A 20,960-nucleotide genomic window follows, 5' to 3' on the forward strand; every position below is an offset into this window, starting at 1 on the left:
ATGCGTTCATCTCAAGTCGCTCCGGAAGCGGTCGCCCAGACGCAGCAACCCGAAACGGCCTGGGATTGCGGCGATGTGCTGAACCGGGTCAGTGGCCCCTTTGTCTATCTCGACCTCACGCTTTGCCATGGCGAGGCGCTGGGCCAGATGCTGGCGCGCACGCTTGGGCCCGGGGCGGCGGTGAGCTATCATCCGGGCGAAGATCGCACCCTGCTGGGCTATTATCGCCCCGAAGTGATCGAACTGGCGTTGCGGACGCGGCGGCCGGCCGAACAGAGCGGCAGGCTCTTTGTCGCGGGCCCGTTCAGCGCCGGCCTGCGCCGTGCCTTGCCGCCCTCCCGCCTGTTCACAGCCATGCTCCGCAACCCGATTGATCGGATTTTGGAGGGCTACGTCCAGGGGGGCATCTCGCTGGCGGAGGTGGCCGCCGCAGCCCAGCCCGGCTGGAAATACGAAGCCAGCCTGCATGACCATCTCACCCGCTCCCTGGCGGGCGACGCCACATTGGACCCGTCCGATGCCGCCGCCTCCATAGATCTGGCGCCGATTGACGCGCGTGATTTCGCCCGCATCCTGGCCGATGTCTCGCAGTCCTTCGTGTTGCTTGGCGTGGCGGAGCGTCGGGACGAAAGCCTGGTGGCGCTGGTGCGCCAGTTGGGCCTGCCCTTGGCCGCCGCCATCGGCCCGTGGCTGTCGCGCCCCTTGCCCGTCTCACACCAGGCCGGCCTGGAGGGGGAGGGGCTGCAAAGCCTGCGCGCCCTCAACCACTGGGACCTGCAGCTCTACGCGCTGGCCCAGGCCCGCCTGGATGCGCTGATTGCCGAGGATGCCAGCGGCTTCGCCCGTGACCTCGCCTTGTTGGCCGAGCTCGCTACCGCCTATGGAAATGGCGCGACGCCTGAGGCCCTGGCAGCGATGGAGCTTGAAGCCCGCCCGCCGGCCGCGCCGCGCCTGTCCTACCCCCCGCTGGCCGCGGAGGCCCCCGCCGTGCAGCCCGGCTCGCCCGCGGCCCTGCGTGGCGCCTATCTCGACCTGATCGAGGACACGCTGATCAATCGCATCTATGGCGATCGCTCGACGGCAGCCTGGGCGGGCGCCACCTTCAACCACCATCTGCGTGACATCGGCGCCGACTGGCCGAGCCAGGCCCATTCGATGGTCGGCCGGCGCCGCATGAACAATATCCGCCGGCTTTGCGAAAAAGTGGTCCAGGAGGGTGTCCCGGGGGACTTCATCGAGACGGGCGTGTGGCGTGGCGGCGTGACGATCATGATGCGGGCCGTGCTGAACGCCTATGGCGATACCGGGCGCACCGTGTATGTCGCCGACAGCTTCGAAGGCGTGCCGCCGCCCAACCCCGAGCAATACCCGGCCGATGCCGGGGATGTGCATTTCACGGCCGAGCAATTGGCGATTTCCCAGGCCGTGGTGGCGGAGAACTTCCGCCGCTATGGCCTGCTGGACACGCAGGTTCGCTTCCTGCCGGGCTGGTTCAAGGACAGTCTGCCCGGTGCGCCGATTGAGCGCCTGGCCATCCTGCGGCTGGATGGGGATCTCTACGAATCCACGATGGACGCGCTGGACGCGCTCTATGGCAAGCTTTCGCCGGGTGGTTTCGTGGTGGTGGATGATTTCGGCGCGGTGCCGGCCTGCCGGGCCGCGATCGAGGAGTTCCGCGCAACCCACGGCATCACCGCCGAGTTGACCGCGATTGACTGGGGCGGCGTCTATTGGCGCAAACAGGGGCTCGCTGCGTGATCTGGAACTCCAAGGACAAGGAAGTCCCGGCCCTCAAGGCCGAGATCGCCCGGCTGCAGGCTGAAGTTGAGCATTTCAAGGCTTACTCCACCGACCTCAATGCCAAGCTCTTTGCGTTCGGCCCGCCGGACTACAACGAGGATTATCTGAGGGTTTACAACAAGCAGCTCGATTTCATGACCGATCCCCGGTTTGAGCGGGCCTATCGGCGCGGAATCGAATCTGGCCATACCATTGGTGCCGGTGGCGATATCGGCATCCGCTATCGCATCCACTCCTTGACCTGGGCAGCCCAGCACGCGGCCCGTCTGCCTGGCGACTTCGTGGAGTGCGGCGTCAATACAGGCATCTTCTCGCTCGCCGTCATGGACTATCTGGATTTTGATCGTCTCGGGAAGAAATTTTATTTATTCGATACTTTCGAAGGTGTTCCAGAAGAGCAGATGAATGAGTATGAGCGCACGCATGGCCATAAGGAAATGCATGACTTCTACTTTGATTGCTATGCCGTAGCCCAACGGAACTTCGCACCTTTCGCCAGTGCGCGGATGATACGCGGTCGGGTGCCGGAATCTCTTGCAGAGGTCGAGATCGAGAAGGTCGCCTACCTCTCCATTGACATGAATATTCTTGAGCCAGAGCTTCGCGCTCTGGAACACTTCTGGCCGAAGCTGGTGCCCGGTGGAATTATTGTCATGGATGACTACGCTTGGCGGCAATACGCCTATCGGAAGTCGCATTACGACGATTTCGCGCGCGCGAATGGCACTGAAATTTTCACCTTGCCGACCGGGCAAGGCCTGATCCTCAAGGCATGAGCGAAGCGCCGTCGGCCACAAGTCCCGCTCCGGCGGGGCTCGGGGATTTCGCGATCCGCGCCGACAATGTCAGCAAGGTCTATCCGCTTTACCCTGACCGTTCGGCCCGGGTGATGGAGGCGCTGACCCCTTGGGCGGGTCCGCGCCATACGGATTTCCGTGCGCTGGATCACGTCAGCTTCGAAGTGCCACGCGGCGCCACGCTGGGCATCCTGGGCGTCAACGGCTCGGGCAAATCCACCCTGCTGCAGATCATTGGCGGCATCATCCCGCCCAGCAGCGGCCGGCTTGAGGTGAATGGCCGCATCGCCGCCCTGATTGAACTCGGCGCCGGCTTCAACCCGGACATGACCGGGCGTGAGAACGTCCGGGTGAACGGCGTCATCATGGGGCTGACCCAGGCCGAGGTCGAAGCGCGGATGCCGCTGATCGAGGCTTTCGCCGATATTGGCCAGTTCTTTGACCAGCCGGTGAAGACGCACTCCTCGGGCATGATGGCGCGCGTGGCCTTTGCCATGGCGGTCCATGTGGACCCCGATATCCTCATCATTGACGAGGCGCTGGCGGTTGGTGACGCCCGATTCCAGCAAAAGTGCTTTCGCCGCTTCCGGGACTTCCAGGATGCGGGCAAGACGATCCTGCTGGTGACGCATGACCGCTTCTCGGTGCCTAGGCTCTGTACGCATGGGATGCTGCTGCATCGCGGTGAGCTGATGCATTTCGGCGCGGCCGACCGCGCGGCCCAGCTCTATGGCGAGATCCTGACCCGCGGCGATGATGATTTTTCCGCCGCCGGGGAAGATGAAATCAGGCTCGACGACACAGCCGTGGGCGAGGCGCCGAAGCCACCCGCCGCGGCCGTCACGCTGAGCATGGATGAAGACGCCGACGCCGCGCTGGCCCGCTTTCTGGCCGCCGCCCCCGGCGAGGATCGGGTGGCCGCCAACCGCCTCTATAATCCCGGGGAATTCCGGACCGGCGATGGTGAGGCCCGCATCACGGACCTGCTCTTGCTGGCCAATGGCGCTGCCAACCCAGATTCCGTGATGGCCGGGGAGACCCTCTCCCTGCTGGTCCGCATCGAGGCCGACCAAAGGCTTGATCTCCCCAATCTGGGCCTCGTCTTCCGCGCCAAGGATGGCGTGCTGGTCTTCGAGACGAATGCCCTCTGGCAGGCCAGCCATCTGGCGATGGTGCCGGCGGGCGCCAGCCGGGTCTATCGGATGGATGTCGAAGCCAGGCTCGGCGCCGGGGACTGGTTCGTTGATGTCGCCTTGGCCAGCGGAACTGATCTGCTGCATGACCAGCGGCTGGCTGTGCTGCATGTGCATGGCCGAACCCCGACCCCTTCGCATGGGCTGGCCTGCTTCGCCACGCGCATCACCGAGCTGCCGACGCCCTAGATTGCCCGGCCCGGGACGCTGATGCGGCTTGACGCCATCGGGCCAGGGGAGGATGAAATATTCCGGTTGGCGATTGGATGGTCAGGGTGATGTTGGTTGAATTGGCGCGCGATGGGCGCACCGTGGCACTGCGCCACCTGCCTGCGGACGCCTTTGCGGATGACAGCACCAATGCCGAGGCAGCCCTGCGCGCGGCAGCGCATGGCCGCGTCCCCGTTCTCGAATTGCTGCGTGAGCGCGGCGTCGTCTGGCGTCGCGTCGAATTGATCGAGGCCGCGATTCGCGGTGACGCGGCGGCCAGCCTGGCCTGGCTGCAGGATGGCGAGCTGGATCCGGTGCCGGATTGGCAGATCCTGGCCGCGGTTGAAGGTGATTGCGCCAGTGTGATGCGGTTCTGGATTTCGGCGGGCCGGGTGGAAGATCCGGTCCGGACAGCCAGCCTGGCCGCCCGGGCAAATGCCATTTGCTGCCTGCGGGCGCTGCTGACGCTGGAGGCGGTGCGTGAGGCGCTGCCAGCCATCATCCATGACAGCCATTCCCTCCTGATGCATGAGCGCTTTCCCGTGCCTGTCCGAACGCGGCCAGCCGAAGTCCGCAACGCCACACCGCCTCCTCCGGTGCGCAGGTACACTTACCTCACCCCCTCGGCGGAAATTGACGTCAACGCCACGACCCTTCGCTTTCTGCTGTACCGGCGGGTGATGCGGCTGATCTGGCGGCCACCTGCCAGATGAGTGCCTTCACCATCGTGATCCCGACCTATGAGCGGCCGGCGGAGCTGGCGCGGCTGGTGGGGTTCCTGCGCTCGCACGACGCCAGCGCGCCGGTCCTGGTGCTGGATTCCAGCAGTGATGCGGCGGCTTCCATCAATGCGGCCACGGCCGCTTCCCACCCCGATGTGCGGCATGAACGCTACCCCGGGAATATCGTCTTCTACGCAAAGCTGGCCGATGGCGTCGCGCGATGCGTGCAGACCGAAGTGACCATTCTCTGCGCCGATGATGATGTGATCCTGCCCAAGGCCATCGCCGAGGCGGCCCTCGTGCTGGCGGAGCCGGGCGTTGCGGTGGCGCATGGCCTTTACGCGCATTTTTCGGAGGGGCCGCCGCCTGCGCTCACGCATCTGGGCTATACCGGGGCGGATATCGCCGATGCGTGCCCGATGCACCGCGTGGCGCGCGGCCTGATGGCCTATGAGGCGACGCTCTACGGCGCGCATCGCACGGCGGTGCTGCGCGAGGTGCTGGAGGAGGCGCGTGATGCGCCGGATCTCTTCACCGCCGAAATCCTGACCTCCGTCGTAGCGCTGGCGCGCGGCCGCATGCGCCGGCTGCCGCGGTTTTCCCATCTGCGGAACAATGCGCCCTCCAAGGGGGCGCGGCATTGGCATCCGGCTGAACTCCTGGCGTGTGACCCGGGGCGCCTCGTCGCCGGCCTCGCCCATATCCGGGGGCGCCTCGCGGTGCTGCTGCCGGATGCGACGGCCGATGAATTGCGGCTCTTTGACCACGCGGCGCTGGCCTATCTTGCCGACTATATCCGCCCCGATGCCGCCCGCCGCCTCGCGAGTGCCGCGCTGGAGGGGGCCGATGAAAAGCGCCTTGCCGCGCAAGGCTGGACGGAGTTTGCGGCGATGTTGCAGCCCCATGGCCTGCTATCCCATCTGCGGCGGCTCCCGCTGGTCCGCCGGCTCAAGGAAGGCCCGCTGAAACGTGTGCCCATCACCCGGCTGCTGACCGCCTGGCGCGGAAGGCAGCGGGTGGATTCCGCCGGCGGCGTCCTGATCGAGCCTGCATTCGGCGCGGGCCTTGCCCAGCTGCCGGCGCCATCGGCCTCCGAGGCGGATTTGCTCGCGCAGGCCGTTGCCGAATACATGGCTCATCCAACCGCCCCTGACAGGACTTTCCCTCGCCATGCCTGACCCCTGCCATGTTTGCGGTGCTGCTGAGCTTCGCGTTCTTTCGGCCTATGGCCCGATGCCTCGGGTGAGTTCTGATTGCCGGCCTGTGGCGTCTGGTGGGGTGGTGGAGGTCTGCAATGCGTGCGGTGCGATCCGCAAGCCCGCGACGGCGTCCTTCCAGTCCGAGATTGGCGCGATCTATGCGGCGTATGACGTCTATTACCAGGGCGGCGGGCTGGAGCAGATGGTGTTTGACAGCCGGACTGGGCGTCCGGTCCGGCGCTCGGAATTGCTGGCGGAGCGGCTGCGGGGCAGCGGTGTGCTGCCTGCCGCGGCCCCCACCGCCGCGCCCACCGCCGCGCCCTTGCGCGCCATGGATCTGGGCTGCGGCAATGGCGCCTTCCTGCGCGCCCTGGCCGGCGCCTTCCAGGGCTGGCAGCTCTTTGGCCTCGAGCTCGATGACCGCAGCCTGGCCGCGATGCAGGACATCCCGGGCTTCGCCGGGCTGCTGACGGGCGATGTCAAGGAACTCCAGGGCCGCTACGACCTCATCTCGATGATCCATGCGCTGGAGCATTTCCTCGACCCCTATCAGACGTTGCTTGCGCTGCGCGGCAACCTCACCCCCGGCGGGCATGTCTTCATCCAGATCCCCGATGTGTCGGAAAACCCCTTTGACCTGCTGATCGCCGACCATGTGTCGCATTTCACGCCGCGCTCGCTGGCGCGGATCCTGGGGCGCGCGGGCTATCAGGTCGTGCGGCTGGAGACCGACTGGGTGCGCAAGGAGATGTCGGTCCTGGCGCGCCTGAGGGACCCGCTGGAGGCGGCGGCCCCCGCCGAGAGTGATCCGCCGGCCCTGGCCGAGGCGCAGCTTGGCTGGCTGTCCGGTACGCTGGCGGCGGCGCGCGCGGCTGCCGCGCATCGCCCCTTTGGGCTGTTCGGCACCTCGATCGCGGCGACCTGGCTGAGCGGGGCGCTGGCCGGCAGCATTGATTTCTACGTGGATGAGGATCCGAGCCGCCAGGGCCGCGAATTCATGGGCCGGCCGATCATCGCACCCGATGCGATCCCGCCCGGCGCCACGGTGTTCGTGGGGCTGGCGCCGGCCATCGCCTCCACCATCGCCGCACGGCTGGCGCGTCCCGGGCTGACGGTGCTGCAACCGCCCGAGGCCGCGGCATGACGCTGCACACCCTCATCATCCCGACCTATAACCGCCCTTCGGACCTGACGCGCAACCTGCGCTTTCTCGACGCGCAGGGGCTGCGCTCGAAGGTGCTGGTGCTGGACTCCTCGGCGCCTGAGGCGCGTGCGGCCAACCAGGCGGCGCTGGCCGATCTGCGGCTGGACCTGGAGTACATCGAATACCCGGTGACGCTGCATCCCTTCGACAAATTCGCCGATGGGATTGGCCGCGCGCAGACGCCCTATGCCAGCCTGTGCGCCGATGATGACCTGCTGCTGCTGGAGGGTCTGCAGGCCAGCCTGGCCGCGCTGGAGGCGGAGCCCGAGGCGGTTTGCGCGCATGGCTACTACTTCCTGTTCGGCTTTCTGCAAGACGCGCAGAACATGGACCTGACGACCATGCTCTATGCCTCGCCCAGCATTGACGCGGCGGACCCGATTGCCCGGCTGGACCGGTTGATGGCCTCGTACCAGGCGCTGACCTATGGCGTGTTCCGGACAGGCGTCCTGCAGGAGGTTTACGGGTTCCTGGGCCGGCTTGGCGGTCTGATGTTCCGTGAATTGCTTTCGGGCGCCTTGCCCGTGCTGCGGGGCAAGGTGCTGCGTGTGCCTGAATTCTACATGGCGCGGCAGCATGCGACGGGCGATGACGCCAAGCGCACCCGCTGGCACCCGACCGAGTGGTTCATGCGCGACGCGCCGGAACTGCTTGGCGCCTATGTCGAGTATCGGGGCGTGCTGCTGGAGGCACTGCATCGCTGGACGCCGGATGCGGATGCGGCGCGGATGGCTGTGTGGCAGCGGACGATTGACGTGATCCATCTGCGCTATCTGGCGCGGCATTTCCCCGATGCGGTCGTGGATGTTGCGGTGGATCATGAGATCCATGGGATGGGCATTGACGACTACTGGTCGAGCCCGAAGCTGCAGAACAGCCTGCTGGAGGCGCACAACAACTCCTTTGCGCCGCCACCTGCGGCGACGCCGCTGGCCTGCTGGATCGCCTCGGCCTTTCCGGCCGGGGCGATTGATGCGCGGGGCCATGTCGGTGCCTGGCCGCTGGTCCGCACGACCGAGGTGCGGCACTACCGCTTCTATGGCTCGTTGATCGACGAGAGGCTCTCGGGCGTCGTCGAGATTGACGCGGCTCAGATCAGGCAACTCTGCCGAAGCCTGGACGCCTATCCGCCAGATTGAGGGAGGGCCGTGCGGGCGGGGGGCAAATTGCACCCATGCCGGCCCGCCCGGTACCGCTTCAACCTGCGGTGCATTCCGCAGCAATCTGGGCGAACAGCGCCTTCAGCGTTGCCTCGCTGCCAATGGGCGGCAGGTCAAGACGCGCACGGGTCGCTACGTCGTCGAGCGTCGTGTGGGCCGGGCGCGCGGGCAATTTGACGCATGCGGCGAGGGAGGTGGTTCCCTGCACCAGCGCAGGGTCAGCACCAAGCGTGGCCGCCAGCCGCCGGGCGATCTCGGTATAGGAAAGATCCAGATCGGCGCCGAGGTGAAACAGGCCGCTCGCGCGGGTCTCGGCGATGCGCAGCAGCGCGGCAAGCGCGGCCTCCAACGGCATGGGCGCGCAGACCAGGTCATCGAAGGGGCGCAGTTGCTGGCCGGCGCGCAGGGATTGGGCCCAGCCCCGCAGCAGCGGCAGCAGGCTCTCGGCGATCTTGGTGATGCGCAGGATTGCGGCCGGCCCTGGAAACTCCGGGGCCAGCATCGCCGCCTCGACCAGGGCTTTCTGCGCCGCGTAGCGGTTCTGCGGCGCGGGCGCCTCCCCGGGTGCGGCATTCGGCGTGCGGCCGGAGAGCACGAGATTGGTCGAGACCACGACCACCTGCGCGCCCTGCGCTGCCAAGCGCCGCGCCAGTGTCAGCGTGGCCTCGACGTTGATCCGCGCGGTGCCTTCGGGGTCTGCCTCGCAGGCTGCCATGTTGGTGTTGCCGGCAAGCAGGAAGGCCGTGTCCACCGCCTCGGGAAGCTGCCAGCTCTCCTGCGCGGCAGTGAGGTCGAGCGGCAGAAGGGCACCGCCAGGCCGCCGGCTGGTGCCCATCACCGCGAGGCCGCGCGCCGCTGCGGCATGGCGCAGCGCAGCACCCAGCGTGCCATCGGCGCCGATCACCATGATTTTCTTGCGCATCCACCGCTCCTTGCCGCCTCAGAACCCTTCTGCTACGCGACTTCACCTTCGGCAACCGGCTGCTTTCACGGCCCGGCCGCCGGCGATTCCCTGCCCTGACGAAGATCGAATTGTTGCCCATATGAAGCCAGCCTCCCAGCACCGTCCGGAAGTCGCGCCGCAGTGACCGCACGACATGACATTGCCGCAGAGATCGGCCGTATCAGGGAGCAGGTGGGCAGCGCGCGGATCGCCTTTGTCTCGGGCAATTTCAATGTGCTGCATGCCGGCCATCTGCGCCTGTTCAAATTCGCCCGTGACACGGCCGATGTGCTGGTGGTCGGCGTCAACCCCGACAGCACGGCCGGCGTGACCGTCCCGGCTGATCTGCGGCTGGAAGGCCTGCTCAACAATACGCTGATCGACCACGCCGTGTTGCTCGATGGCGCGCCCGAGGAACTGGTCACCGAGCTGCGCCCGGATGTGGTCGTGAAGGGCAAGGAATACGCCCAGCGGCACAATGCCGAGCTGGCCGCGGTCGAGGCTTATGGCGGCAAACTGGTCTTCTCCTCCGGCGAGGTCCGCTTTTCCACCTTCTCGCTGTTGCAGCGTGAATATTCGGAGACGAATTTCTCCACGATCATCAAGCCGCGCGATTATCCGCGCCGCCATGGCTTTGACATCGCCGAGCTGAAATCCATTCTCACCGGGTTCCAGGGCCTTCGGGTTCTGGTGGTGGGAGACCTGATCGTGGATCGCTATATCAATTGCGATCCGCTGGGCATGTCACAGGAAGACCCGACGATCGTCGTCACGCCGATCGAGTCGAAGACCTTTCTGGGTGGTGCTGGCATCGTGGCCGCGCATGCGCGCGGGATGGGTGCCTCGGTGCATTTCATCACCGTCACGGGGCGCGATGAGCAGGCGACCTTCGCCCAGCAGCGCCTTGCCGAGCAGGGCGTGGTGCTGGAAGCCTTCGAGGACACGACGCGCCCCACCACGCTCAAGCAGCGCTTCCGTGCACAGGGCAAGACGCTGCTGCGGGTCAATGAGCTGCGCCAGCACCCTGTGGACCCCGCCATCGGGCGCGCCATGATTGCCGCCGCCGTCGCGCGGCTCGACACGACCGACCTCATCCTGTTCGCCGATTTCAACTACGGCTGCCTGCCGCAATATGTGGTGGACGGCATCGTGGGGCCGGCGGCCGAGCGGGGCATTGCCATGGCGGCGGATAGCCAGGCCTCCTCGCAGCTCTCCGACATTTCCCGCTTCACCGGCATGCGCCTGGTGACCCCGACCGAGCGCGAGGCGCGGCTGGCGCTGCAGGATTTCGAATCCGGGCTGGTCATCATCGCCGAGCGGCTGAAGGCCAAGGGCCGCACGGAGAACATGGTGGTGACCCTGGGCTCGGAGGGCATGCTGATCCGTGCCGCCAAGGGCGGCATGGAAGTCACCGACCGGCTCCCGGCCTTTAACACCACGCCCAAGGATGTGGCCGGCGCGGGCGACAGCTTCTTCACCTGCGCGGCCATGGCCTTGTGTCGTGGCGTGGATATCTGGCGCTCAGCCTATCTCGGCTCGCTTGCCGCGGCATGCCAGGTCAGCCGGGTGGGCAACACGCCGCTCGGCCTGCGGGACCTCTTTGCCGAGATTGACGACCCAAGCTGATGCGTGCGCTGCTGCTCGCCGGCGGGCTCGGGACGCGGTTGCGGCCGATCACCGACACGATTCCGAAATGCCTGGTGCCGATCCATGGCCGGCCCCTGCTGGATTACTGGTTTGACCTGCTGTTCAACGCCGGGGTCGAGCGCGCGCTGGTGAACACGCATTACCTGGCCCCGGTGGTCGAGCGCCATGTCGCGGCCTCTCCCTGGCGGGACCGAGTGGATCTGGTGCATGAGCCTGAATTGCTGGGCACCGGTGGGACGATCCTGGCCAACCAGGCCTATTTCGGCGCGGCTGATTTCCTCGTGGCGCATGCCGACAACCTCACCGATTTCGACGTCCGCGCCCTGGCCGCCGCCCATGCCGCGCGCCCCGCCCATGTGGCCATGACCATGCTGGCTTTTCGCACGGATGAGCCAAGCTCCTGCGGCATCCTGCAGCTGGATTCGCAGGGCCTGGTGCAGGCCTTCCATGAAAAGGTGCCCAATCCACCGGGCAACCTTGCCAATGCCGCCGTCTATATGATCGGCGCCGAGGTGGTGGCCCGCGCCGCGGCATTCGGACGCCCTGTCGTGGACCTCTCGACCGAGGTGATCCCACCCTTGGTCGGCCGCATCCTGGCCTTCGAGACGGCGGGCTACCACCGCGACATCGGCAACCCCGAGAGCCTCGCGCGCGCCCACGCCGAATTCCCGGCGCCGCGTGGCTGACCTGACCGTCACCGCGGTGCTGCCGCATTGGCGCGACGTGGCACGGATGGAACGCCAGATGGCCGCGCTGGCCGCGCAAAGCCGGCCCTTTGACGAAATCATCGTGGTGGATGATGCCTCACCGCCCGAGGATGTCGCGGCCCTCAGCGCCATGCTGGCCGGCTATCCGCGTGCCCGCCTGCTGCGCCGGGCGCAGAATGCCGGGCCCGCTATCGCCACGAATGACGGGCTGGCCGAGGTGCGCACCGATTGCGTGGCCTTCCTGGCCAGCGATGATGTGGTGACCGCCGATTTCGTGGCCGTCACGGCGGCCCAGCTGGAGGCCCACCCTGCCGCGGCCTTCTGCTTTGCCGATCCGGCCTTCTCCGACCCCTCCGGCCGGGTCACGGAATTCCCGCTCTATCTTGCAACCGCGCCGCACGCGTTTACGCCTGAAAGCCTGCGGCGGCGGCTGGAGGCGAGTTACTTCACCTTCGCCACCAACACCATTCTCTATCGGACCGGGCCGATGCGCGCCGCCGGCGGCATGCCGATCCGGCTTTCGAGCTTCGCCGACAGCTTCGTGAATTTCGCCCTGGGGCTGCGCCATGGTGCGGTCTATGTGCCGCGTGTGCTGGGCGTATTCTGCAATGATCCGGGGTCTTTCTCGCATCGGGAAAGGGCGGATCCGGCGGCCCTGGCTGGCCTCACCCGCGCCATGCTGCTCGCCCTCGAGGGCGAATTCGCCGATGTGGCGCCGGAATTTCGCGCCGTGGGCGTCCTTCCCAAGCATGATGTCCGGATGCTGCGCCTGCTGCTGTCGAGCCCGGAAGGCCGGCGCTATGTCACGCCGCGCATGGCTGCGCGCTGCCTGGCGATTGGCGCGTGGCACGGCATTTCAGGCCGGGTTCCGGCCTCTTTCCGGCGATTTGTGCGGCGTATTGCCTCGCGCGCCGGTGCGGGCTGACCTCCGGCCAGACAACCAGCCATCACCCGCGCGAGAACTGGGAGCCGCGGCCTCCAAAGGCATTCACCGACGCAGGATATACGACTGGGCTGCGTCCTGATGAGGCAGCGGTCAACGGGCCCCACCACCATGATCAGCGCCCCGGCTGGCGCCGAGCAACATCAAGCAGCCGTGGCTCTTTCTGTCCCGCCACCCCGCAGGATGGCGGGCACTCCTCAATTGCTCTGGCGGCGCAGGAAGGTCGGGATATCCAGGCCCATCTCATCCGGCTGCTGCTGTGCGGGGCGCATGGGCTGCGGCGGCCGCGGCTGCTGGCTCGCCACGGGTTCGGCGCGCTGCGGGACTGGCGCCTCCTCCATGTTGCGGCGCATGAGGCCGGTCGCATTGCGGAACAGGCCACGCCAGCCGGCGCCCTGGCCGGGCTCCGGCAGTGAGGGCTGCTGCAAGGGGGGCTGATAGGCGGCGGGCGGTGCCGCAACCGGCTGCACCATCACGGGCTGCGGCATTTCCTCGACATAGGCCTGCTGCTGCGCAACGACGGGCGCGGCGGCCAGGGCCGTGGCCGTCGCTGCCGTCGTCATGGCAGAGGTGGCCGGGCCGGCAGCGGCGGGCTGGCGCAGCAAACCCGCGCCACCACCAACCTGCACGGGCCGACGCGGCGCCGGCACCACAGGGGCGCCCAAGGGGCCGGAGGGGCCGCGCGCCGCGGCCGGCGCAGGGGCTGCCGCCGGCGCGGGCTGGTTCACGACGGCGAGCCGCGGGCCGGCCGGGTTCATCGCGGCACCCATGGAGGCCACATCAATGCCGGTCGCGACCACGGAGACCCGGATGCGGCCATTCATCGTCTCGTCGATTGCCGAGCCGAAGATGATGTTCACTTCCTCATCCACCTCGCGGCGGACGCGGGCCATGGCCTCGTCCACCTCGAACAAGGTCATGTCCAGGCCGCCGGTGATGTTGATCAGCACGCCCTTGGCGCCGCGCATGGAGGTATCCTCCAGCAGCGGGTTGTTGATGGCGGAATCGGCGGCCTGCGTCGCGCGGCCTTCGCCTTCGGCCTCGCCCGTGCCCATCATCGCCTTGCCCATTTCGGCCATGACGGTGCGGATATCGGCGAAATCGAGGTTCACCAGGCCCGGATTGACCATGAGGTCCGTCACGCCGCGCACGCCCATGTAGAGGACGTTGTCGGCCATCTTGAAGGCTTCGGCGAAGGTGGTGCGGTCATTCGCCAGCTTGAACAGGTTCTGGTTCGGAATGACGATCAGCGTGTCCACGAATTGCTGAAGTTCTTCCAGGCCCGCATCGGCGGATTTGCGGCGCTTCGGCCCTTCGAAATCGAACGGCCTGGTGACGACGCCCACGGTCAGGATGCCCCGCTCCCGTGCCATGCGTGCGATGACCGGGGCGGCACCCGTGCCAGTCCCGCCACCCATGCCGGCGGTGACGAAGACCATGTGGCAACCTTCGAGGTGGCGGGCCAGCTCGTCCGTCGCTTCCTCGGCCGCGGCGCGGCCGATCTCGGGCTTGGCGCCAGCGCCCAGGCCCTGCGTCAGATGCGGCCCCAGCTGCACGCGGCGTTCCGCGCGGCTGTTGACCAGCGCCTGGGCGTCGGTGTTCGCGACAATGAATTCGACTCCGTCCAGACCCAGGTGGATCATGTTGTTCACGGCATTCGTGCCACCTCCGCCCACGCCGATCACGGCGATGCGGGGTGAGAAATCCGTGTGCTGGGTGACCGGCAGAGTCAGGTTCAATGTCATGGACAGGTTCTCCTCAGACGAGCTTAAACCACCGCATTCGATTCGAGTCTGCCCATCTTCGCAGACTGTCCCCGTTATCCACAGGGCAGCACTCGGAATTTCGTCATAAACGTTCGCGAAGCCACGCAATACCGCGGCGCAGCATGCCAGGCGTGCTGATCGCGGCCGGCGCCACGTCGAGCAGGGGCTTGCCTTCGCCCGCCGCCCAGGCGAGCAGGCCGATCGCCGAAGCGAAGCCGGCACCCGAGGCCGTCTCGGGCAGGCCACGCACCATCCGGGGGCGGCCATTGCGCACCGTCACCTCGCGGCCGAGCACGCGCCCGGCCAATTCGCGCACGCCGATCAATTGGCTGGCGCCACCGGTCAGCACGATGCGGCGGCGCATTTCGGCCGGCAAACCGCTGCCATCCAGCCGGTCCCGCAGCAATTCGAAGCTCTCCTCGAGCCGCGGGCGGATGATCTTCACGATCATTTCGCGCGGAACCCGCGCGATCTGGTCGTCATCCTCACCCACCATGGGAACCGGCAGCATTTCACCGCGATCCTCGGCCGATTCCAGCACGCTGCCATGCATGGTCTTCAATCGCTCGGCATGGGTGATGGGCGTCGAGAGCACGCGTGCCAGGTCATTGGTCACCTGCCAGCCGCCCACCGGGAGCTGCGCCGTGTGCATCAGGCGGCCCTCGGCGAAGGCGGCGAGGCTGGTGGTGCCGCCACCCATATCCACGCAGACCGCGCCCAATTCGCGCTCATCATCCACCAGCGTCGCCAGCCCGGCGGCGAAGGGCGAGGAGACCAATTCCTCCACCTCCAGCTCGCAGCGCTGCAGGCACTGGCCCAGGTTGAACAGCGCATGGCTCGCGGAATCCAGCACATGCAGCCGCGCGCCGAGCGTATCGCACACCATGCCGCGCGGATCATCCACGCCGCCGGTCGCGTCCACGGTGAAGCCCAGGGGGAAGCTGTGCACCGCTTCGCGGCCCTCGGCATGGGTGCGGCGCACGCCCTCGGTCATGATGCCGCCCAGATCGGCCGTGGTGACGGCCCGCCCGCCCACCTGCCACAGGATGTTGTGCGTCCGGCTCTCCGGCTGCCCGCAGGAGAGGTTGACGATGACGCCCTTGAGCAGCGTATCCGCCATTTCCTCGGCACTCGCCACGGCGGCGCGGATGCTGCGCTCCGCCTCCTCCATATCCACGATGGAGCCGGCCTTCACGCCGCGGGATTTCTGCCAGCCAAAGCCGAGCGCCCGCGGCGTGCCGTCGCTCTCGATGCGCGCGATGAGGCAGACCACCTTGGTCGAGCCGATATCCAGCACGCCAAACACGCCCGGGCGCGCGCGGCCGAGCTTGATGCCGCGCGTGGGAAGCTCGGTGCGGGGTGGCTGGTAGCGAACGATCTCGTTCATCCGCGTTGGCTCCGTGCAGGTGTTGGCGTCGGTGGGGCGGGTTGTCCGGGGGGGTGCATGCGCACCACCAGGCGGTCCGGCAGGCGCATATCCACGGCGGCGAGCGGGCGATCGAGCAGCCGATCGCGGGCCTGCAACTCGGCGAGGCGCGTGATGGCCGCTTCCTCATGCCCTTCGGGCAGCAGGATATCCGCGCCGTTCTGCAGGCGCAGATTCCACCGCCGCTCGGAAACGCGGATGATGGCCTGCACGCGGTCCGAGATTTCGGGCGCGCTGCGCAGCAGATCGATCATCTGCGCCGCCACGCGCTCGGCGCCGGCGCCGACCACGAGGGGGAGTGGGCCGAAGGCTTCGAGCCGTTCGGTCGCCATCACCCGCCCTTCGCGGTCAATCACCGAGAAGCGTCCGTCGCGCTGCCAGATGGCGAAGGCGCGGCGCTCGCTGATGCGGATCAGGATGGTGCCGGGCAGCCGGCGCTCCACATGGGCGCTTTCCACCCAGGCGATCTGTTCCAGGCGCTGCCGGGCCACCTGCGGCTGGAAGTCGAGCATCGCCTCGCCAGGCGTGATGCCGATGGCGGCCAGCAGGGCTTCACGCGGCGCGAATTCCCGGCCCTCGATGCGGATTTCCTGGACGGACAGCCCAGGCCCACGGCCCAACTCGGCCAGCCAGGAGGTGGTGTCGCGCAAGCGCGCCATGGGATCGAGCGCGATCACGCCGATGCTGGCGATGCCCAGCGTGCCCAGCGCCAGCGTGGCCATGCCGATGCCGCGCAGCCAGGCGCGGCGCTTCTTGAACCACAGCCGCGTGGCCGAGGGCCGCTTGGGCTGCGGCGCGCTGCGCGAACGCGTCGTGGGCTCGGCGGGTTTACGGGCCATGGCAGGCCTGCCCGACCATCCAGGCGCACAGGGCCGGAAAGGCGATGCCGCGATGGGCCGCCTGCTCGGGCAGCAAGGACGTCCTGGTCATGCCCGGCTGGGTGTTCACCTCCAGCAGGTAAAGCCGCCCCGGCTCGCCGTCGGTATCATCGTAGCGGAAATCGGAGCGGGACACGCCGCGGCAGCCCAGGGCGCGATGCGCGGCAACGGCCACGCGCATCGCCTCCGCCGTCGCATCGGGATGGATGGGCGCGGGCAGCAGGTGCCGGCTGCCGCCATCGGCGTATTTCGCCTCGTAATCATAGAAGACGTTGCCGGTGGCGATCTCGGTCACGGCCAGCGCCTCATCGCCCATCACGGCGACGGTGAGTTCCCGGCCCGGGATGAAGCTCTCGGCCATGATGCGCTGCCCGAAGCGCCAGTTGCGGGCGATCTCCTGGCGGCGGTTGTCGCCCTCGCGCAGGATGGTGACGCCGACGGAGGAACCCTCATCCACCGGCTTCACCACATAGGGCAGGGGCAGCGGATCGGCTGCTTCCAGCTCCTCGGGGCTGATCACCCGATGTGCCGCGACCGGCAGGCCATGGGCGGAAAACACGGCCTTGGCGGCGGCCTTGTCCATCGCGACGGAGGAAGCGCGCACGCCCGAATGCGTATAGGGCAACCCCATCCAGTCCAGCACGCCCTGGATGCAGCCATCCTCCCCGAAGCGGCCATGCAACGCGTTGAACACGGCATCCGGCCTTGCGGCGCTGAGCGCGCCGATCGTGGCCGGCAAATCCTGCGTGACCTCGATGGGCGAGACGTCGAAGCCCGCCTCGCGCAGCGCGGCGATCACCTGCGTGCCGGTCCAGAGGCTCACCTCGCGCTCGGCGGAGATACCGCCATAGAGCACGGCCACGCTATGGACCTGCGAACGGCCGGCTTGGTTCGTGGCGCTCATGCCGGTACTCCGATGCGCTTGATTTCCCAATGCAGATCCACGCCCGAAGCTGCCAGCACGCGGGTGCGAACAGCCTCGCCTAGGCCTTCCAGATCGGCCGCCGTGGCGGTGCCGGTATTGAGCAGGAAGTTGCAATGCTTCTCGCTCACCTGCGCGCCGCCGAGCGTGAGGCCGCGGCAGCCGGCCGCGTCAATCAGCGCCCAGGCTTTGTGCCCGTCCGGATTGCGGAAGGTGCTGCCGCCGGTGCGGGCGCGGACGGGCTGCGTCGCTTCGCGTGCCGCGCGAATTTCGGCCATGCGGGCAGCGATGGCCCTGCCGTCGCCCGGGGTGGCGTGTAACCTCGCGCGCGTCACAACGCCGCGCAGGGGCAGGCGCGCATGCCGATAGGAAAGGCCGAGTGCCGCCGCATCCAGGCGCAGCAGCCCCTGCGGCGTCGCCACCTCGGCCCAATCCAGGACATCCACGATCTCACGCCCATAGGCGCCGGCATTCATGGCGATGGCGCCGCCCAGGCTGCCCGGAATCCCGCTGAGAAATTCAACCCCCGTGAGGTTCGCGGCCGCCGCATGCTCGGCCACTGTCGCATCGAGGGCGGCGGCGCCGGCGATGATCCCATCCGCCTCCACCGTCACCGCGCCGAAGCCGCGCGCGGGCAGGCGCAGCACCAGGCCCGGCACGCCGCCATCACGGATGATGAGGTTGGAGGCGGCACCCAGCACCACCAGCGGCATGGCCGCATCGAGTGCGCCGAGCAGGCCCAGCAGATCATCCGTATCGGCCGGGCGCGCCAGCCATTGCGCCGGCCCACCCACGCGGAACCAGGTGAAGGGCGCGAGCGGCGCCGAGGCCTCCACGCGGCCACGGATCACCGGCATGGCGTGGGTGGTCGGCATCGGCCTCATGCGCGTTTCAGGGGCGAGACGCGCGCCCCTCCTTGCGACTGCAATTCGGCCAATTGCGCCGGCAGCGCATGCGCCCAGTTGGTGATGGTTCCGGCCCCCAGGCAGATCACATAGTCGCCGGGCTTGGCCATGGCGTTGATCATCTCGGCGAGGCTGGCGGGCTCGGGCAGCGGCACCACGCTGCGATGGCCGGCGGCGCGCAGCCCCTCCACCAGCGCATCCTTGTCGGCGCCCTCGATCGGCGCTTCGCCGGCGGCATAGACATCGGCGATGATGACCGTCCCCGCATCATTCATGCAGGTGCAGAATTCGGTGAAAAGCTGGTTCAGGCGGGAGTATCGGTGCGGCTGCACCACGGCGATCACATCGCGCGCCCCCGCCTGGCGCGCCGCCTTCAGCACGGCCGCGATCTCGACCGGATGGTGCCCATAATCGTCGATCACCGTGATGCCGCCCGTTTCACCCACGCGGGTGAAACGGCGCTTGACGCCCTTGAAACCGGCCAATGCGGCGCGGATCACATCCTCGGGTACATCCATCTCGACACCGACCGCGATGGCGGCCAGTGCATTCTGCACATTGTGGCTGCCCAGCATCGGCAGGCGGAAGGGCTGCATGGTGCGCGCGCGGCCGCTGACGCGGTCCTGCACCGTCACTTCGAAGCTGGCGCCCATGCGATTGGTGAGCAGTTTTTCGGCGCGCACATCGGCCTGCGGCGAGAAACCATAGGTGACCAGCCGGCGATCCAGCTTGGGAATCATCGCCTGCACGGCCGGATGGTCGGCGCAAAGGACGGCAAAGCCATAGAAGGGAATATTGCCGACGAATTGCGCATAGCCCTCGCGCATCGCCTCCTCGGTCCCCCAGTGGTCGAGGTGCTCGGCATCCATGTTGGTGACGACGGCGACGGTGCTCGGCAGGCGCAGGAAGCTGCCATCGCTCTCATCCGCCTCAACCACCATCCACTCGCCCGTGCCCATGCGCGTGTTCGTGCCATAGGCATTGATGATGCCGCCATTGATGACAGTGGGGTCGAGCTTGGCTTGCTCCAGCACACAGGCGATGAGGCTTGTGGTCGTCGTCTTGCCATGGGTGCCGCCGACCGCGATGCCCCATTTGAGGCGCATGAGTTCCGCCAGCATCTCGGCGCGCCGCACCACCGGCAACAGCCGGCGCCGCGCGGCCTGGACCTCCGGGTTGTCGCGCTTCACCGCCGTGCTGACCACCACCACCTGCGCGTTGCGAAGATTCTCGGCGGCATGGCCGATCATGACGGGAATGCCGGCCTCGCGCAGGCGCGTGACATTGTAGCCTTCGGCGATATCACTGCCCTGCACCGCGTAGCCGAGATTGTGCAGCACCTCAGCGATGCCCGACATGCCGATGCCGCCGATGCCCACAAAATGGATCGTCCCGATGGAGAGTGGCAGCGCGCGCATCAGCGTGATTCCTGGAGCGATTGGGTTCGGGCGGCATGGGCAAGGACGAGGTCGGCGAGTTCGCGTGCCGCCTGGGGGCGCGCCAGGGATGCCGCAGCCTGGGCCGCTTCGGCAAGCCTTTCCGGTGACCCCAGCCATTCTGCCAGCAGTTGGGTCAGCCGCGCCGGATTCGTCGTGGCCTGGGTCAGCACCAGCGCGGCGCCGGCGGCCTCAAGCGCGCGCGCATTGGCCACCTGGTGATTGTCAATCGCGGAGGGCAGTGGCACCAGCAGGGAAGGGCGCCCCGCGCACGCGATTTCGGCCACGGTGGAGGCGCCGGCGCGGGCGATGACCAGATGGGCGCCCGCCAGCCGGCCCGCGATGTCGGGAAAGAAGGGCGAGAGCTCCACCGGAATGCCGGTCTCGGAATAGGCGGCGCGCACGCGCTCCAGATCTTCCACGCGGCATTGCTGGGCAATCAGCAGCCGGCCACGAATGGCCTCCGGCAGGGCGGCAATCGCCGCGGGCACGAGATCGGCGAAAATCCGCGCGCCGAGCGAGCCCCCCGTGACCAGCAGCCGCAGCGGGCCATTGGCCGGCGGATAGCCCGCACCGGCCAGGGCGGCCAGCGCCGGCCGCACCGGATTGCCCACCCAGCTGGTCCGTGCCCCGGCGGGCACCCGCGCCGTGTCCTCGTAGGCCAGGGCGAGCATATCGGCCCGGGTCGCCAAGGCGCGATTGGCGCGGCCCAGCACGGCGTTCTGCTCATGCAGGATCAGCGCGGGCTTGCGCGCGCCAAGCGTGAGAGCCGCCAGCGCCGGCGGGATCGCCGGATAGCCGCCGAACCCCACCACGGCGGCGGCGTCCAGCTGTTTCAACAGCCGCCGCGCTGTCAGCGTGCCTGAGGCCAGCAGCGCGGCGCCACGCGCGGCGCGCAGCAGGCTGCGCCCGGCGATCCCTTCGCCGCGCAGCACGAAGCGCTCGGCATTGGCGAAGGCCGGGCTGTCAAAGGCGGCGGAGCGCGCGTCGGTGAAGAGCACGATGCGTTCGCCGCGCGCGGAGAGCTCGGCGGCCAGCGCCTCGGCCGGAAAGAGATGCCCGCCGGTGCCCCCGGCGGCGATGGCGATGGGACGCATGGCCG

General features: G+C 67.9%; 18 protein-coding genes. 10 read left to right on the forward strand and 8 right to left on the reverse strand.

The window, feature by feature from the left end:
- The 7 genes from LHU95_RS05605 (at position 1) to LHU95_RS05635 (ending at position 8,264) form a co-directional block, all read left to right on the forward strand.
- Positions 1-1,758 (forward strand): TylF/MycF/NovP-related O-methyltransferase, encoded by a 1,758-nt coding sequence (locus tag LHU95_RS05605; protein ID WP_248710389.1) that lies wholly within the window; start codon positions 1-3, stop codon positions 1,756-1,758.
- A complete protein-coding gene (locus LHU95_RS05610; protein WP_248710390.1) occupies positions 1,755-2,576 on the forward strand; it encodes a TylF/MycF/NovP-related O-methyltransferase in 822 nt (273 codons plus the stop codon). Before LHU95_RS05605 ends, LHU95_RS05610 begins: the two co-directional genes overlap by 4 nt.
- On the forward strand, positions 2,573-3,979 hold the full coding sequence (locus LHU95_RS05615) for an ABC transporter ATP-binding protein (RefSeq protein WP_248710391.1): 1,407 nt from the start codon (positions 2,573-2,575) through the stop codon (positions 3,977-3,979). Before LHU95_RS05610 ends, LHU95_RS05615 begins: the two co-directional genes overlap by 4 nt.
- An 89-nt stretch (positions 3,980-4,068) precedes the next feature.
- Positions 4,069-4,713, forward strand: a complete 645-nt coding sequence (locus LHU95_RS05620) for a hypothetical protein (RefSeq protein WP_248710392.1) — start codon at positions 4,069-4,071, stop codon at positions 4,711-4,713.
- Positions 4,710-5,900: a TIGR00180 family glycosyltransferase gene (locus LHU95_RS05625; RefSeq protein ID WP_248710393.1), complete on the forward strand. Its 1,191-nt coding sequence runs from the start codon at positions 4,710-4,712 to the stop codon at positions 5,898-5,900. The genes LHU95_RS05620 and LHU95_RS05625 overlap by 4 nt, the downstream gene beginning before the upstream one ends.
- 85 nt (positions 5,901-5,985) lie before the next feature.
- On the forward strand, positions 5,986-7,065 hold the full coding sequence (locus tag LHU95_RS05630; RefSeq protein WP_248709660.1) for a class I SAM-dependent methyltransferase: 1,080 nt from the start codon (positions 5,986-5,988) through the stop codon (positions 7,063-7,065).
- Positions 7,062-8,264 (forward strand): TIGR00180 family glycosyltransferase, encoded by a 1,203-nt coding sequence (locus tag LHU95_RS05635; protein WP_248709661.1) that lies wholly within the window; start codon positions 7,062-7,064, stop codon positions 8,262-8,264. The genes LHU95_RS05630 and LHU95_RS05635 overlap by 4 nt, the downstream gene beginning before the upstream one ends.
- A gap of 58 nt (positions 8,265-8,322) precedes the next feature.
- Here the strand turns inward: LHU95_RS05635 and LHU95_RS05640 are convergent, their stop codons facing one another.
- Positions 8,323-9,207: a sugar nucleotide-binding protein gene (locus LHU95_RS05640; protein WP_248710394.1), complete on the reverse strand. Its 885-nt coding sequence runs from the start codon at positions 9,205-9,207 to the stop codon at positions 8,323-8,325.
- Positions 9,208-9,369: 162 nt separating this feature from the next.
- Between LHU95_RS05640 and LHU95_RS05645 the strand changes: the two genes are divergently transcribed.
- Genes LHU95_RS05645 through LHU95_RS05655 form a run of 3 tightly spaced genes read left to right on the forward strand, consistent with a single transcriptional unit; the run spans position 9,370 to position 12,507 of the window.
- Positions 9,370-10,854 carry a PfkB family carbohydrate kinase gene (locus LHU95_RS05645; protein WP_248710395.1) on the forward strand — a complete coding sequence of 495 codons (1,485 nt, stop codon included), beginning with the start codon at positions 9,370-9,372 and terminating at the stop codon, positions 10,852-10,854.
- Positions 10,854-11,561, forward strand: a complete 708-nt coding sequence (locus tag LHU95_RS05650; RefSeq protein ID WP_248710396.1) for a nucleotidyltransferase family protein — start codon at positions 10,854-10,856, stop codon at positions 11,559-11,561. Before LHU95_RS05645 ends, LHU95_RS05650 begins: the two co-directional genes overlap by 1 nt.
- Complete coding sequence (locus LHU95_RS05655) at positions 11,554-12,507, forward strand: glycosyltransferase family 2 protein (RefSeq protein ID WP_248710397.1); 954 nt, start codon at positions 11,554-11,556, stop codon at positions 12,505-12,507. The genes LHU95_RS05650 and LHU95_RS05655 overlap by 8 nt, the downstream gene beginning before the upstream one ends.
- 215 nt (positions 12,508-12,722) lie before the next feature.
- Here the strand turns inward: LHU95_RS05655 and ftsZ are convergent, their stop codons facing one another.
- The 7 genes from ftsZ to murG all read right to left on the reverse strand — a co-directional run bounded on the left by ftsZ (position 12,723) and on the right by murG (position 20,955).
- Positions 12,723-14,270 (reverse strand): cell division protein FtsZ, encoded by a 1,548-nt coding sequence (gene ftsZ / locus LHU95_RS05660; protein WP_248710398.1) that lies wholly within the window; start codon positions 14,268-14,270, stop codon positions 12,723-12,725.
- Positions 14,271-14,373: 103 nt separating this feature from the next.
- Positions 14,374-15,678 (reverse strand): cell division protein FtsA, encoded by a 1,305-nt coding sequence (gene ftsA, locus LHU95_RS05665; protein ID WP_248710399.1) that lies wholly within the window; start codon positions 15,676-15,678, stop codon positions 14,374-14,376.
- On the reverse strand, positions 15,675-16,556 hold the full coding sequence (locus tag LHU95_RS05670) for a cell division protein FtsQ/DivIB (RefSeq protein ID WP_248710400.1): 882 nt from the start codon (positions 16,554-16,556) through the stop codon (positions 15,675-15,677). The genes ftsA and LHU95_RS05670 overlap by 4 nt, the downstream gene beginning before the upstream one ends.
- On the reverse strand, positions 16,546-17,499 hold the full coding sequence (locus tag LHU95_RS05675) for a D-alanine--D-alanine ligase (protein WP_248710401.1): 954 nt from the start codon (positions 17,497-17,499) through the stop codon (positions 16,546-16,548). The genes LHU95_RS05670 and LHU95_RS05675 overlap by 11 nt, the downstream gene beginning before the upstream one ends.
- Positions 17,496-18,401, reverse strand: coding sequence for a UDP-N-acetylmuramate dehydrogenase (gene murB / locus LHU95_RS05680; RefSeq protein WP_248710402.1), 906 nt, complete (start codon positions 18,399-18,401; stop codon positions 17,496-17,498). Before murB ends, LHU95_RS05675 begins: the two co-directional genes overlap by 4 nt.
- Positions 18,398-19,840: a UDP-N-acetylmuramate--L-alanine ligase gene (gene murC / locus LHU95_RS05685; protein ID WP_248710403.1), complete on the reverse strand. Its 1,443-nt coding sequence runs from the start codon at positions 19,838-19,840 to the stop codon at positions 18,398-18,400. The genes murB and murC overlap by 4 nt, the downstream gene beginning before the upstream one ends.
- Entirely contained in the window at positions 19,840-20,955 is a 1,116-nt protein-coding gene (gene murG / locus LHU95_RS05690; protein ID WP_248710404.1) for an undecaprenyldiphospho-muramoylpentapeptide beta-N-acetylglucosaminyltransferase, read from the reverse strand. The genes murC and murG overlap by 1 nt, the downstream gene beginning before the upstream one ends.
- Positions 20,956-20,960: the final 5 nt, after the last annotated feature.

The sequence above is a fragment of the Sediminicoccus sp. KRV36 genome (assembly GCF_023243115.1).
GTDB lineage: Bacteria > Pseudomonadota > Alphaproteobacteria > Acetobacterales > Acetobacteraceae > Roseococcus.

Bases quoted from the DNA above. Each gene is read 5' to 3' on its own strand.
- murG (WP_248710404.1), bottom strand. From the start codon at position 20,955: ATGCGTCCCATCGCCATCGCCGCCGGGGGCACCGGCGGGCATCTCTTT.
- LHU95_RS05675 (WP_248710401.1), bottom strand. From the start codon at position 17,499: ATGAGCGCCACGAACCAAGCCGGCCGTTCGCAGGTCCATAGCGTGGCC.
- LHU95_RS05670 (WP_248710400.1), bottom strand. From the start codon at position 16,556: ATGGCCCGTAAACCCGCCGAGCCCACGACGCGTTCGCGCAGCGCGCCG.
- LHU95_RS05620 (WP_248710392.1), top strand. From the start codon at position 4,069: ATGTTGGTTGAATTGGCGCGCGATGGGCGCACCGTGGCACTGCGCCAC.
- LHU95_RS05615 (WP_248710391.1), top strand. From the start codon at position 2,573: ATGAGCGAAGCGCCGTCGGCCACAAGTCCCGCTCCGGCGGGGCTCGGG.
- murC (WP_248710403.1), bottom strand. From the start codon at position 19,840: ATGCGCGCGCTGCCACTCTCCATCGGGACGATCCATTTTGTGGGCATC.
- LHU95_RS05635 (WP_248709661.1), top strand. From the start codon at position 7,062: ATGACGCTGCACACCCTCATCATCCCGACCTATAACCGCCCTTCGGAC.
- LHU95_RS05605 (WP_248710389.1), top strand. From the start codon at position 1: ATGCGTTCATCTCAAGTCGCTCCGGAAGCGGTCGCCCAGACGCAGCAA.
- ftsZ (WP_248710398.1), bottom strand. From the start codon at position 14,270: ATGACATTGAACCTGACTCTGCCGGTCACCCAGCACACGGATTTCTCA.
- LHU95_RS05650 (WP_248710396.1), top strand. From the start codon at position 10,854: ATGCGTGCGCTGCTGCTCGCCGGCGGGCTCGGGACGCGGTTGCGGCCG.
- LHU95_RS05640 (WP_248710394.1), bottom strand. From the start codon at position 9,207: ATGCGCAAGAAAATCATGGTGATCGGCGCCGATGGCACGCTGGGTGCT.
- ftsA (WP_248710399.1), bottom strand. From the start codon at position 15,678: ATGAACGAGATCGTTCGCTACCAGCCACCCCGCACCGAGCTTCCCACG.
- murB (WP_248710402.1), bottom strand. From the start codon at position 18,401: ATGAGGCCGATGCCGACCACCCACGCCATGCCGGTGATCCGTGGCCGC.
- LHU95_RS05625 (WP_248710393.1), top strand. From the start codon at position 4,710: ATGAGTGCCTTCACCATCGTGATCCCGACCTATGAGCGGCCGGCGGAG.